Below are 12,599 nucleotides of genomic sequence, written 5' to 3'. Positions count from 1 at the left end.
TGCCTACGGCTGGGCGCTTCGCCACCCGACGTGCGTCGACCGGATCGCGGGCATGTGCCCGGCGATCGACTTTCGCACCTACCCAGGCTTGTCGAGTGTCGCCAGCGTTCCGGCCAAAGACCTGGGCTACGACCTGCCGCTCGCGGAACTCGAAAAGCGAGCGAGCGAGTTCAACCCGATCGACAACCTGGCCCCACTGGCAAAGGCGGGCGTGACGATCATGCACCTGCACGGCGATCACGACACGCTGGTGCCGACCGAGGCCAATGCCGCGGAACTTGGCCGCCGGTATCAGAAGCTGAACGGCAACGCGGAGATCGTGCTGCTCGAGGGGTTGGGTTCGGAGCGGGCGACTTCACGCGGTCACGACGGGCCAGAACTGTACAGCTCCGTGAAGCTGATCGAGTTTTTGTTGGCTGAATAAGGCGCTCGTCGCCCGCCGCCATCTCGGCTCCCTTTGCTGGCGTGCGGGCTGCTATGGAACGAACGCTTGACCCTTGATCTTAGCGAGCGCTCGCTCGGCAGCCTTCTTGGCTTCGCCCTCGGGCGCGGTGGCGATGAACGCCTCCAGCTTTTCGATCGCGCCGAACGGCGCGGCTGCCGGCCCTAGCGCCTCGAGCCGCGATAGCGCGGCAATCCAAATACTCGGAATCTGCCCAACCTTTCGATCGGGCTTTCTCAGGTGGTCAAACAGAGCATCGACGTCCGCAGCGCTCGCCGTCGAATAAACTACGATCTGTGGCTTCGGTGGGTGCTGCATCAACCAGGCCGCGACTAGTGCCGCAGCCATCAAGAAGAGAACGACGCCGCCCAAGACGACCTGCAGAATATCGCGGCGAGTGACCATCCCGTATCGCATGCCGGTATTTTAACCGCCGAGCTGACCAGATGCTTCCCCCGAAGTCGTATCCGCGAAGTAGCCAAGTCTTGAAGTGGAATCGATCTCACGCTTTCGGTTCAATTTCGTCTCGTTTGAGCTGTACCGGTGTCACCTTTCCGAAGATGTGAATTCCCGCCCCGATCTCGCCTGTGGCTTGATCGACGGACTCGACGATCGCTTCAAAGCCCACAAAGATTCCGTCAATAATCCTAATGCGTTGGCCAACAGAAATATCGTCGGAAGCACGGCTCATTGACGTATGCTCACGCATTACTCCCCAGGGCCGCGCGGATTGTCTTGATACCTTTCGGGCCAAAGCCGTGCATCTTCAAGAGCTCGGCATCGTCAACCCGCGCCAGTTGGGCGACCGATGTGTAACCGGCCCGGGCCAAGGCGCGCAGCGCCGGCTGCGACAGGCCGGCCGGCAACGTATCTTTGACCGACGCCGTCATTTTGTCCGCCTGCGCGCGCTTTGCGGGATTGAGCGTGAGGTCGCACATCGGCTCGCTCACATTGCCTAATGTGCTCTTGCGGGGCTTGCTCGATTCGGAAGCAGGCTTTTTCTTGACGACTTTCTTCTTCGCAGTCGCCTTGGCCGCAGTTTGCTTCGCCATTGCTGGATCGCTCGCTACTTGGTTTCTGCTTTCGGAAAACCGGCTTCGATCAAGTCCTTGTAGCCGGGCTTGAGCGGGCGGACGTCCTTGTAACCCAGCTTCTCGAGCGCCTCGGCCGCGACCAGGGCCCGGCCGCCGCGCGCGCAATGACAATAAATGGTCTTGTCCTTCGGCACTTTCTTTTCCAACTCGGTGAGAAAGGCCGGATCTTTCGATTTCTTGGCCAGGTCCCCCACCGGCACCAGCACCGCGCCGCGGACGTGACCGGCGTCCCATTCCTTTTGCTCGCGCACGTCGAGCAACACCGCCTGCTTGTCGTCGACGGCGTGCTTGACCTTGTCGAGGGCATCCTTGGTGTGCGCAGGCTCGGCGAGAGCCGTACGCGCAGAGAACGCGAGCGCCGCAGCTAGCAAGATGAGTCCGAAGCTTCGGAACATGGGATGCTTCTCCACGAATAATTTCACGCGCGATGGTTACCTTTACCCTCACCCTGCCCTCTCCCTGCGAGGGAGAGGGTTTTTGTAGGGTGCTCTGCGAGCACCAGCATACATGTTCCAGGCTAGCAATACTCTGGTGCTCTCGGTGCGCACAGCGCACCCTGCTGCTGTCGGTGCCCAAAGGGCACCCTACCAAATCTAAAACTCGGCGCTCCCCGGCGTGCGCGGGAAGGGGATCACGTCGCGGATATTGCCCATGCCGGTGATGAACTGCACGATCCGTTCCAGGCCGAGGCCGAAGCCCGAGTGCGGCACGGTGCCATAGCGGCGCAGGTCGGTATACCACCAGTAGGCGGCGGGGTCGAGCTTTTGCTCCTGCATGCGGCGCGTAAGCACGTCGAGCCGTTCTTCGCGCTGGCTGCCGCCGATGATCTCGCCCACCTTCGGCACCAGCACGTCCATGGCGCGGACCGTGCGATCGTCGTCGTTCAGCCGCATGTAAAAGGCTTTGATCTGCTTCGGGTAGTCGTACAGGATGACCGGCTTCTGGAATTTCTGTTCGGTCAGATAGCGCTCGTGCTCGGCTTGCAAGTCGCTTCCCCACTCGACAGGGAATTCGAATTGCTGGCCCGACGCTTTCAAGATGTCGACCGCCTCGGTATACGACAGCCGCACGAAATCGCTCGAGACGATCCCTTCCAACGTTTCGATCACGGTCTTGTCGATGCGTTCGCGGAAGAACTCCATATCTTCAGGGCATTGGGCAAGCACGTCGCGGAAGATGCGTTTCAGGAATCGCTCGGCCAGCGCCATGTTGTCCGTCAGTTCGAAGAAGGCCATCTCGGGCTCGATCATCCAGAATTCGGCCAGGTGCCGCGAGGTGTTGGAGTTCTCGGCGCGGAACGTGGGGCCGAATGTGTACACCTTTCCCAGCGAGCAGGCAAAGATCTCGGCCTGTAATTGCCCACTGACGGTGAGGAACGCCGGCCGATCGAAAAAATCTTGCGCGTAGTCGACGGCGCCGGCGGGCGTCTTGGGCACTTTCGCCAGGTCGAGCGTCGAAACCTTGAACATCTCGCCGGCTCCTTCGCAGTCGCTGGCGGTGATGATCGGCGCCTGGATGTACAGGAAGCCCTCCTCCTGGAAGAAGCTGTGAATCGAGCGGCTGACGCAGTTGCGCACGCGCGTCACGGCGCCAAAGGTGTTGGTGCGCGGCCGCAGGTGGCCGATCGTGCGCAAAAACTCGAACGAGTGATTCTTCTTTTGCAGCGGATAAGTCTCGGGATCGGCCAGCCCATGTACGATGACGCGTTCGGCCTGCACTTCGGTGGCTTGCCCCTTGGCGGGCGAAGCCTTGACGAGCCCCTCGATCGTAACGCTCGCGCCCGCGCCCAGGTGCTTCACTTCGCTTTCGTAGTTGGCGAGCGCCCCGTCGGCGATGACCTGGACGTTGGCCAGCGACGAGCCGTCGTTCAGTTCGAGGAAGCTGAAGCCCCCCTTGCTGTCGCGGCGGGTGCGAACCCAACCTTGCAGGCGGACCTGACGACCGACGGTCGACGGCTGCCGAGCCTCGGCGACGCGGATTGTTTCCATGCGATGCCCTCCGTGGAACGCGGTGCCAGCACCGCGGCTAAATAGTCCTGTGCCGGCGACGTGTTATTTGTCGCTGCGCCGCCGTCGCACAGTCGGTCTTCTTGTTTGTGCGCGCCGTTCTATTCGTGCGCGGCGAGCCAGCGTTCGGCGTCGAGCGCGGCCATGCAGCCGCTGCCGGCGGCCGTGACGGCCTGGCGGTAATTGTCGTCGGCCACGTCGCCGGCGGCAAAAACTCCTTCGACGCTGGTGTTCGTGCGAAACGGAACCGTCCACTTGATGTACTTCTTGGCCGTAAGTTCCAGCTTGCCTTCCAGGAACTTTGTATTCGGCGTGTGGCCGATCGCCAGGAACATGCCCGTGGCGGGTATCTCGCGTTTGGTGCCGTCGGTGGTGCTCTTGATGCGCACGGCCGTGACACCGTCTTTCGGATCGCCCAAGACCTCGTCGACGGCGCTGTTCCACTCGATCGTGATCTTGGGATCGTTCTTGGCGCGGTCGGCCATAATTTTCGAAGCGCGCAGTTCGTCGCGGCGGTGGACCAGATGAACACGGCTGGCGAACTTGCTCAGGTAGGTCCCCTCTTCAACGGCCGAGTCGCCGCCGCCAACCACGATCAGCGGCTTGTTGCGAAACCGCGGCAGAGCGCCGTCGCACACGGCGCAAGCACTGACGCCGCGGTTCTTGTATGCCTCTTCCGAGGGCAGCCCCAAATAATTCGCCCGCGCCCCGGTGGCGACGATCACGGCATGGGCGTGAAACACCTGGCCGCTGGAAGCGGTGAGGCGAAACGGCCGCTGCGTAAAGTCGACGTCGACAATATCGTCGGTCACGATGCGGGTGCCGAAGTTCACGGCCTGCTGTCGCATCAGCTCCATCAGCTCCGGCCCGCTCACGCCCTCTTTTTCGTGCGGCGCCATCAGGCCGCGGCGGCTGGCTTCGATCGAATTATCGAGGTAGCCGCCCAGGTCCCCCGCGGGAAATCCGGGATAGTTTTCCACCTCGGTCGTCAGGGCCAACTGCCCAAGCGGCAGCGTCCCACTGATGCGGTTCTCCTCGGTGACGGCCCCCTCGAAGACCAGCGGTTCGAGGCTGGCCCGCGCGGTGTAAATCGCCGCGGTCCAACCGGCCGGTCCACTGCCAATGATCACGACCTTTTCAGCCACGGTGCTGCGCTCCTTACGGTGTTTGCTGTTCGAGGGTGTTTGTATTCGAGCGGGCCGCGTGTCAACCGTCTGCCTCGCGATCCTGCACTACTGTCGAGCAGGAAGGACTGTCTCAGAAGCAGCAAATTATAAGGCTTGTCGCCAAGGGGTCTACTACGATCGAACTTGTCGGCCGACAATGGTCTGGATATCGTGTGATGCCGGCCTGGCGTCACGAGCGTCAGGCGTGCAGATTCGGCCACGATCAAGCGCGAACTCGGCCGAATCCTTCCCTTGTGTTCTCCGAAATGCAGCCCCCTAGCCTTCCGACGGTAATCGCCATGCATGCCATGCCCATCATGATCGGCGTTTTGTGCATCCTGGCGATCGCCTACCGCTACTACAGCGCCTTTCTCGCGGCGCGCGTGGCGGTGCTCGACGATACGCGGGTCACGCCGGCCTTTGAATTCAACGACGGTCAGAATTTTCACCCCACGCACAAGTGGGTGCTGTTCGGTCACCACTTCGCGGCCATTAGCGGAGCCGGCCCCTTGATCGGGCCCGTGCTGGCCATCCAGTTCGGGTACCTGCCGGGCCTGATCTGGTTGATCGTCGGCGTGTGCCTGGCCGGGGCCGTGCAAGACATGTTGGTCCTGGCCGCCAGCGTGCGCCGCGGCGGACGTTCGCTGGCCGAGATCGCGCGGGCCGAAATCGGGCCGGTTGCGGGGACGACGGCCTCGCTCACCATTTTGTTCGTGGTCGTCATCGCGCTCTCGGGCCTCGGCGTCGTAGTCGTAAAGGCCCTCGGCGGTGAGGAGATCAAGCTGGCGGCCGGAACGACGCTCGAAGCGCCAAGCGATGGTGCGATCGAGCTCTCCGACGCGGCCGGGCGCCATGTCGCGCAATTGCCTGCCGGTACGAAGATCACGTACACCGGTGGCGCGATGGTGACCCGCAGCGAAGGTTTCACCGTCACGGTCGATCACGCCGCGGATGCCGATGCGAAACCGCCGGCCGAGGTGTTCCAGCACTCGGGCAATACAGTGACGCTGCCCGCCGGCGCGAAGCAGTTCGTGCCAGGCAGTTCGTGGGGCACGTTCACGATCGCTTGCACCGTGCCGATCGCGCTGTTGATCGGTCTGTACATGTACAAGATTCGCAAAGGGCGCGTTGTCGAAGCCTCGCTGATCGGCGCCGCGGCCACGCTGGCCGCCACGGTGGCCGGTAACTGGATCCCCGGCTCCGCGCTGGAGCCGTATTTTTCGCTGTCGCGCGAGCAGACGATCTGGGCGATTTGCTTGTACGGTTTCATCGCGTCGGTGTTGCCGGTGTGGCTGCTGTTATGCCCGCGCGACTACCTGTCGAGCTTCTTGAAGATCGGCACCGTGGCGCTCTTGGTGGGCGCCGTGATCGTGGCAAACCCCAAGCTCGAAGCGCCGCAAGTGAATCCGCTCTTTGCCTCGGGCGGCGGTCCGTACTTCAACGGCCCGATCTTTCCGTTTTGTTTCATCTGCATCATGTGCGGCGCCGTTTCGGGCTTTCATGCGCTCGTGTCCTCGGGCACCACGCCGAAGATGATCACCCGTGAAAGCCACGTGCGCACGATCGGCTATGGTGCGATGCTGATCGAGGGACTGGTCGGAATCGTGGCGCTGCTGGCCGCCGCTTCGCTGCCGCAGGGAGACTATTGGGCCATCAACATCGACCTGTCCAAGGTCGAACAATATGCCGACAAGCTCACTGAACTGGGCGCTTCGACCGATAACCTGCCCGAGATCGAGCGGCAGGTCGGCGGCGAAAGCCTGCGCGGGCGCACCGGCGGCGCCGTGACGCTGGCGGTCGGCATGTCGCAAATCTTCACCACGGCCATGCACCGCGTGGCGGGGGGGGCCGTGAACCTCGAGGCGGTGATCAAGTACTGGTACCACTTCGCGATCATGTTCGAGGCGCTGTTTATTCTCACGACGATCGACACCGGCACGCGCATCGCGCGGTTTTTGCTGCAGGAGGCGCTTGGCAAGATTTACAAGCCGTTCGATCGGACCGACTGGCTGCCCGGTGCCGTCATCTCCACGGCCCTGGTCACGGCCGGCTGGGGCGGGCTGATCTGGACCGGTTCGATCGAGACGATCTGGCCCATGTTCGGCATCGCGAACCAGATGCTGGCCGTGATCGCGCTAACGATCGTAACGACCGTGATGTTCAACGCTGGTCGTGGCCGCTATGCGCCGTTGACGATCCTGCCGATGCTGTTCGTGCTGGCGTCGACGCTGACGGCCGGCTATCAGATGATCGACGGGCCCTTCGTGAAAATGATTCAGGATGGCATGGCAAAAAGTAGCACACGGCTACTCGTGCAAGGGACGCTGAACATCTTCTTCACGGTGTTCATGATCGCCGCGGTGCTGATCATCCTGATCGACGCCGTGCTGCGCTGGCGCCGCGTGACGAGTAACGGGCCGGCGACGCGTACGTAGGGCGTACTGCGTGCACCAGAACAACACGCGTCCCGGTGCACGCAGTGCACCCTACGTTAGAGCGATTACGCCATCGGCGCCTGGCTGGCGTGCTGCTTGATCGCCTCTTCGAGCGATTCCTCGGCGCTTTTCGCGTACGGCAGGCGGCGGAACCAGTTGAGCAACACGACCGCTACCAGGCCGGCTGCGATGACCGTGTAACCATTGGCGAGATAACCTTCGCCGTCAGGGGCGTTCTTCATCAAGTAGCCGAGCGCCGGGTACTTCTCGAACGACTCGGCCGTAACGGCAAGCGTCAGCACCATCAGGCTGTTGTGCGTGACGTGATAGAACATGCCCGGCAGCAGACTGCCGGTTTGCACGGCGATGTAACCGACGACCAGGCCCAGCAAGAAGGCTACGATCGATTGCTGGAACACGGCGTGCGTGATGCCGAAGAGCAGGCTGCTGATGACGATGGCCCGCCACTTGTGACCCAGGTGGCGCAGGCCTGACAGGATGAACCCGCGGAATGCCAACTCTTCACAGATGGCCGGTGTGACCGCGATTACCAGAAGCATCTTCCACAGCTCGGGGCGATCGGTCATCAAGCCGGCCAGAGCGTCCTTCAGATAGGGATTCAGCGGGTACAACTGCTGCACGATCACCGTCAGCCAGCCGGCAATCGGATAGATGGCCAGCGCCAACAGAATCGCAGCCGGAATTGTCGCGGCCGCAGGCACGCGCAACAGCAGAGTCTGCCGCGCGCTGCGTGCCAGCATGATGGTCATCAGCAAAGCCGGCGTCGCCACCACGACCAATTGCGTGACCAACGTCAGCCGCGCCATCTCGGCAAAGTTCTGTGGCTGCGGTAGCGCAAAGCCCATGAAGAAGCGGATCAACAGGATCAGCACTCCGCAAAACACAGCGCCGGCCACGGTGGGGGTGTCTTCGCGATCGTGCATCAGTTGCCGGAACCAGAGACGAATGTCGAGCCGCTCGCTTTCGCGGAACAGCACCGACTCGGAATTGAACTGTTCGACCGCCCAGCGGATCGCCAGCAGGCAGCACGCCAGGGTGGCCATGATCACGGGCGGACCATAGACGAATGCCTGGCCATAGTTTCCTTCGAGCATCGCCCGCAACAGCAGTACCACCCCGGTCACGGGAATCAAGCTGTTGCCGAGCGTCAATTCCACGCCGGGCGACATCGGCAGCATCACCAGCGGCAATGTGACGAGCACCAGCGGCATCAGGTAGTACTGCCCTTCCTTGGTGCTGCGCGCGAAGCTGGCCAGCGCCATGCACAGCGCGCTAAAGAGTGCCGACACGGGCACGAGCGCGATCAACAGCCACACAGGCGCCAAAGGAGGCGGAGGACCAAAGCGGGGTAACTGGCTCAACAGCGCCGTGCCCGTGATTCCCATGCTCAACAGGTTCAGCGCCGAGGTGGCCATGCTGAAGAGCATGACCGTCAGCAGTTTGCCCCACACGATTTCGATGCGCTCGGCAGGGCTGGAGAGCAACGTTTCCAGTGTACCGCGTTCTTTCTCGCCAGCGCAGACGTCGACGGCCGGATAGAACGCTCCGGTCAAGGCCCAGATCAACAGCAAGAACGGCAATATCTTCGACCACAGCGCCGCGTCGCGATGCCCCTTATCGGCCAGGTCGCGGGTGACCAGACTGAACGGCGTGGCGGCATTCTCCGGAATATGCCCGGCGGTCAGGTTTTCGTGGCCTAGCTCTTCGCTCCAGCGACCGAGGATTCGCTCCATCCGGTTGAGCGTGACTTGCGACTTCTCCGAGGCCGTACTGAAGAGCACTTCGGGTTGCGGCACCTTGACGATGGGGATCGACTCGACATCCTGGGCGCGCTCGGCATGCACGGTCTCTTTCAAGACGCGTAACTGTTCGGCGAACTCCGGCGGGAAGTACAAAATCGCGTCGTACTGCCCGGCATCCAGCGCCGCTCGCCACGCCTCGCGTTGCTCCACATCGCTTTTGGCCAACTGATCGTCGGGGAGGAAATCCACGGCCAACACGTGGCGGTTTGCGGGCCGGGCTTGATGGTGGATCCCCTGCTTCTCGTCCGCCACCGCATCCAGGTGCGAATCGGGGACGTGGAACCACCGCTCGGCGAAATGGCCATCTTCGAATAAGGCCGGCGACGCCGGTAAACGATCAGCACCGGCGACCAGAACCTTGGTCGTTTGCTCGCGCACGAACTGCGTCACCTGGAACATGCTCATGCCCAACAGCGGGTAGAGCACGACGGGCAGGACCGCAATCATGAACAGCGTGCGCCGATCGCGCAGCTGGTCGCGGACCTCGCGAAGAAAAACGACTTTGACGTTCGACCAGTTCATGTCTGAGCGGCCTCGAATCAAGAGGCCACGCGTTGCGGGTGCGCCGCGTCGTGGGCGGAAATCAGGCGGAAGAACAGCTCTTCCAGGTCGTGCTCCTGGTGGATGCCGCGGATCGCCTCGAGCGTGCCCGAGGTAAGGATCGTGCCGCGATGCACGATGGCCAGACGATCGCACAGTTTTTCGGCCTCGCGCATGATGTGCGTCGAGAAGACAATGCATTTTCCTTGCTGCCGCAGCTCGGCCACGGTGTCGAGCAGGGCGCGGGCCGCCAGCACGTCGAGCCCGTTCGTGGCTTCGTCGAAAATCAGCACCGGCGGATCATGGACCAAAGCGCGGGCGATCGATACTTTTTGCTTCATACCGGTCGACATCTTCGCGCCCAGCACGTCGCGGATCTCGTTCATCTTCAGCCGTTCGAAAAGCTGATCCATGCGGGCGTGTAAGTCGTCGTCGGCGATGCCAAACAGCCGGCCGAAATATTCGACCACTTCCCAGGCGGTCATCCGGTCGTACATGCCGGTGTTGGCCGAGACGAAGCCGATCTGATGGCGGACCTCCGAGGATTGCGTCAATACGTCAAACCCATTGACGATGACCTTGCCCGACGTCGGCCGCAGCATGGTGCCGATCACGCGCAGGGCGGTGGTCTTGCCGGCGCCGTTGGGGCCGAGCAGGCCGAAGATTTCGCCCGCCAGGGCTTCGAAGCCGATGCCGTGAAGCGCCACGAACTTGCCGCGGCGAAGATCGGCATAGACCTTCGTGAGATTCTCGACGTGGATCATAGCCGGCAGCTACCGCGGTTGCGCCATTCGACGGCAGATTCGTTCCTGCGAGCGGCGGAGCGGAGTCGGAAGCTATTCGCAGGCCGCGCACTACGTCACAAGCCGGCAGCGTTCCCAGGCCGGTTATTCGGCATCTCCAGAATATGCCGATCGGGGAAGCAACTAGCTAGTACAACATAGCTTACGCCAGTGCCGGTTGGACATCCGCCGAGGGCTCGTCGATCAACTCGTAATACACGTTGCGCTGCCGCGGCTCGTAACCCAATTCGCGAATCGCATTGCGGATTTGCTCGAGCGTCAGGTAGTGCACCGTACCGGCCGAGGCCACCACGTTTTCCTCGATCATCAGGCTGCCCATGTCGTTGGCCCCGTAGCATAGGGCCAATTGGCCGATCTTCAGCCCTTGCGTGACCCAACTCGACTGAATATTCGGAATGTTGTCGAGATACAGCCGCGCCACGGCCTGCACTTTCAAGTACTCGTGGGCGCCCGCACGAGGCACATGGCTCATGTCGGTATGATCGGGCTGAAACGTCCAGCAGATAAAGGCGGTAAAACCGCCGGTCTCGTCCTGCAATTGGCGCAACCGCTCCAGGTGTTCGATGCGCTCGGGCAGCGTTTCGAGATGGCCAAACATCATCGTGGCCGAGCCGCGGCCCCCCATCTGATGCCACACCCGGCAGACATTCAGCCAGTCATCGGTCATTACTTTGCCGCGCGTCATCGCCTTGCGGACGCGATCGACGAGGATCTCGGCCCCGCCGCCGGGCAGGCTTCCCAAGCCCGCGGCTTTCAATCGCTCGAGCACCGTTTGTAGTGGCAGCTTGGCTACCTTGGTCAATGCGTGGATTTCGGGCGGGCTGAAGGCGTGGATATTGACCTGCGGGAATCGCGCCCGGATGTCGCGTAGCAGCTCTTCGTACCACTCGATCGGCAGGTCGGGATTCATTCCTCCCTGCATCAGGATCTGATCGCCCCCCAGGTCGACCGTCTCCTGGATCTTGGTCATCAACACTTCGCGATCGAGCACGTACCCTTCGGGGCTTTTCGGCTTGCGGTAGAACGCGCAGAAATCGCACACCGCCGAGCAGACGTTGGTGTAGTTGATGTTGCGGTCGATGTTGTAGGTACGGTATCGCTCGGGATGCATCCGCCGCGTGACGGCGTCGGCGGCGCGGCCTAGCGCCGTCAGATCGCGCGACTCGAGCAATCGCAAGCCCTCGTCGGGCGACAGGCGGTCGCCGGCCACGGCTTTATCCAGCAATTGGGAGATCGAAGTTACCACGAAGTGACTCTCGAGATTTCCGTCGCCAGCGAGTGGTTAAATCAAGCCAGTGTTAATTCAGGAGAGGGCCGAGTTGGCGGTTTCGTCGGCATAGCGCGACTGGCTATCGATCAACTGCATTTCCTCAGCCAGGCGCCGATAGAGGGCCAGTCCTTCGCGCTCGCCGGGGCCAAGTTGAAAGTGCAACCGATCGCGCAGGTACGCCAGGCATTCCGGTCGCGTCAGCCCCAGTGCGGCCGCCTCGGCCGCGGCGATCTCGGGCAGATGAGCCAAACCGGCATCGCGCGATTGCGATAGCGCCTGCTCGATTTCCTGCAAATCGCACCCGGCCCGTGCCACCCACATGGCGAAAACAAAGGGGAGTCCGGTCCATTGACACCATTCGTCGCCTACGTCCCACACCGCGGCAAACCAGCCTGGCGGCGAATAGATCGCCCGATCGCCAATCAGCAGCACGGCATCGGCCTGCGTATCGGCCAGTCCGCACTCGACGGGCAGCGATTCGATGCGCGGGCGTACGCCAAAGCGCTTGGCCAGCAGAATCTGCACCAGCACGGCACTGGTGCGCGAGCCTTCGTCTAATGCCAGCGAGCGAATCTCGGCAATCGGCACGCGGGCGAAGAGCTTGACCGAAAGAACCGGCCCACGACAGGCAATGCACGCGTCCGAGACCATCGTATAGCTCGGGTCGCGGAAGTATTCGACCGAAGGGATTAACGCCACATCCAGGCGCCCGGCGGTCAAATCGTCGGCCAGGCGGCCGGGCACGTCGAACACTAATTCGGCCTGCGGGGCAAACCTGTCGAACTGGTAGACCAGCGGCTTGGTGTTCAGGTAGCTGACAGCGCCAACTCGCATCCGGCTCGAAGCGTTGATCGTCGTCATCTCTCCTCCGGCGGCCCACGGAGCCGCGACCGCGCTAACCCGAAAGGCCCTGGCGCATCCAAACGCCAAGACCCACGCATTATAAGCGGGCTCGATAGGTCGAAAAGGGTCAAGGAAATGCAGTGTCGTCCGCGGGGATTCGGCACTGGCGGGCAAGCC

The 12,599-nt window shown here is 62.3% G+C and carries 12 protein-coding genes; 2 read left to right on the top strand and 10 right to left on the bottom strand.

Annotation, left to right across the window (positions count from 1 at the left end; translation table 11 throughout):
* On the top strand, positions 1 to 424 hold a 424-nt coding region (locus tag VHD36_09220), incomplete at its 5' end, for a hypothetical protein (protein ID HVU87492.1).
* Positions 425 to 475: 51 nt separating this feature from the next.
* Here the strand turns inward: VHD36_09220 and VHD36_09215 are convergent.
* From VHD36_09215 to VHD36_09190, 6 genes are all read right to left on the bottom strand, one after another.
* Entirely contained in the window at positions 476 to 847 is a 372-nt protein-coding gene (locus VHD36_09215) for a hypothetical protein (protein ID HVU87491.1), read from the bottom strand.
* A gap of 97 nt (positions 848 to 944) precedes the next feature.
* The gene (locus VHD36_09210; GenBank protein ID HVU87490.1) at positions 945 to 1,133 is read right to left on the bottom strand and encodes a KOW motif-containing protein; all 189 of its coding nucleotides are present in this window, start codon (positions 1,131 to 1,133) and stop codon (positions 945 to 947) included.
* A gap of 10 nt (positions 1,134 to 1,143) precedes the next feature.
* Positions 1,144 to 1,494: a helix-hairpin-helix domain-containing protein gene (locus VHD36_09205; protein HVU87489.1), complete on the bottom strand. Its 351-nt coding sequence runs from the start codon at positions 1,492 to 1,494 to the stop codon at positions 1,144 to 1,146.
* 14 nt (positions 1,495 to 1,508) lie between these two features.
* Positions 1,509 to 1,931, bottom strand: coding sequence for a rhodanese-like domain-containing protein (locus VHD36_09200; GenBank protein ID HVU87488.1), 423 nt, complete (start codon positions 1,929 to 1,931; stop codon positions 1,509 to 1,511).
* A 198-nt stretch (positions 1,932 to 2,129) separates the two neighbouring features.
* Positions 2,130 to 3,524 (bottom strand): asparagine--tRNA ligase, encoded by a 1,395-nt coding sequence (gene asnS / locus VHD36_09195; GenBank protein ID HVU87487.1) that lies wholly within the window; start codon positions 3,522 to 3,524, stop codon positions 2,130 to 2,132.
* A 119-nt stretch (positions 3,525 to 3,643) separates the two neighbouring features.
* Entirely contained in the window at positions 3,644 to 4,687 is a 1,044-nt protein-coding gene (locus VHD36_09190) for a thioredoxin-disulfide reductase (GenBank protein HVU87486.1), read from the bottom strand.
* Positions 4,688 to 5,007: 320 nt separating this feature from the next.
* Here VHD36_09190 and VHD36_09185 point away from each other — a divergent pair, with 320 nt between their 5' ends.
* Positions 5,008 to 7,143: a carbon starvation protein A gene (locus VHD36_09185; GenBank protein ID HVU87485.1), complete on the top strand. Its 2,136-nt coding sequence runs from the start codon at positions 5,008 to 5,010 to the stop codon at positions 7,141 to 7,143.
* A 65-nt stretch (positions 7,144 to 7,208) separates the two neighbouring features.
* Here VHD36_09185 and VHD36_09180 read toward each other — a convergent pair whose 3' ends face one another.
* The 4 genes from VHD36_09180 to VHD36_09165 form a co-directional block, all read right to left on the bottom strand.
* The gene (locus tag VHD36_09180) at positions 7,209 to 9,488 is read right to left on the bottom strand and encodes an ABC transporter permease subunit/CPBP intramembrane protease (protein HVU87484.1); all 2,280 of its coding nucleotides are present in this window, start codon (positions 9,486 to 9,488) and stop codon (positions 7,209 to 7,211) included.
* Positions 9,489 to 9,505: 17 nt separating this feature from the next.
* Positions 9,506 to 10,270, bottom strand: a complete 765-nt coding sequence (locus VHD36_09175; protein ID HVU87483.1) for an ATP-binding cassette domain-containing protein — start codon at positions 10,268 to 10,270, stop codon at positions 9,506 to 9,508.
* A gap of 181 nt (positions 10,271 to 10,451) precedes the next feature.
* A complete protein-coding gene (gene mqnC / locus VHD36_09170) occupies positions 10,452 to 11,555 on the bottom strand; it encodes a cyclic dehypoxanthinyl futalosine synthase (protein HVU87482.1) in 1,104 nt (367 codons plus the stop codon).
* A gap of 57 nt (positions 11,556 to 11,612) precedes the next feature.
* Entirely contained in the window at positions 11,613 to 12,440 is an 828-nt protein-coding gene (locus tag VHD36_09165) for a menaquinone biosynthesis protein (protein HVU87481.1), read from the bottom strand.
* Positions 12,441 to 12,599: the final 159 nt, after the last annotated feature.

The sequence above is a fragment of the Pirellulales bacterium genome (genome assembly GCA_035546535.1).
GTDB lineage: Bacteria > Planctomycetota > Planctomycetia > Pirellulales > JACPPG01 > JACPPG01.
The sequence above is the reverse complement of the archived record's forward strand: the minus strand, read 5'-3'. Positions and strand labels throughout refer to the sequence as shown.

What these genes read in the sequence shown, in the direction of transcription:
- VHD36_09185 (HVU87485.1), top strand. Translation starts at nt 5,008, where the DNA reads ATGCATGCCATGCCCATCATGATCGGCGTTTTGTGCATCCTGGCGATC.
- VHD36_09210 (HVU87490.1), bottom strand. Translation starts at nt 1,133, where the DNA reads ATGAGCCGTGCTTCCGACGATATTTCTGTTGGCCAACGCATTAGGATT.
- VHD36_09180 (HVU87484.1), bottom strand. Translation starts at nt 9,488, where the DNA reads ATGAACTGGTCGAACGTCAAAGTCGTTTTTCTTCGCGAGGTCCGCGAC.
- VHD36_09165 (HVU87481.1), bottom strand. Translation starts at nt 12,440, where the DNA reads ATGACGACGATCAACGCTTCGAGCCGGATGCGAGTTGGCGCTGTCAGC.
- VHD36_09175 (HVU87483.1), bottom strand. Translation starts at nt 10,270, where the DNA reads ATGATCCACGTCGAGAATCTCACGAAGGTCTATGCCGATCTTCGCCGC.
- asnS (HVU87487.1), bottom strand. Translation starts at nt 3,524, where the DNA reads ATGGAAACAATCCGCGTCGCCGAGGCTCGGCAGCCGTCGACCGTCGGT.
- VHD36_09215 (HVU87491.1), bottom strand. Translation starts at nt 847, where the DNA reads ATGGTCACTCGCCGCGATATTCTGCAGGTCGTCTTGGGCGGCGTCGTT.
- VHD36_09200 (HVU87488.1), bottom strand. Translation starts at nt 1,931, where the DNA reads ATGTTCCGAAGCTTCGGACTCATCTTGCTAGCTGCGGCGCTCGCGTTC.
- VHD36_09205 (HVU87489.1), bottom strand. Translation starts at nt 1,494, where the DNA reads ATGGCGAAGCAAACTGCGGCCAAGGCGACTGCGAAGAAGAAAGTCGTC.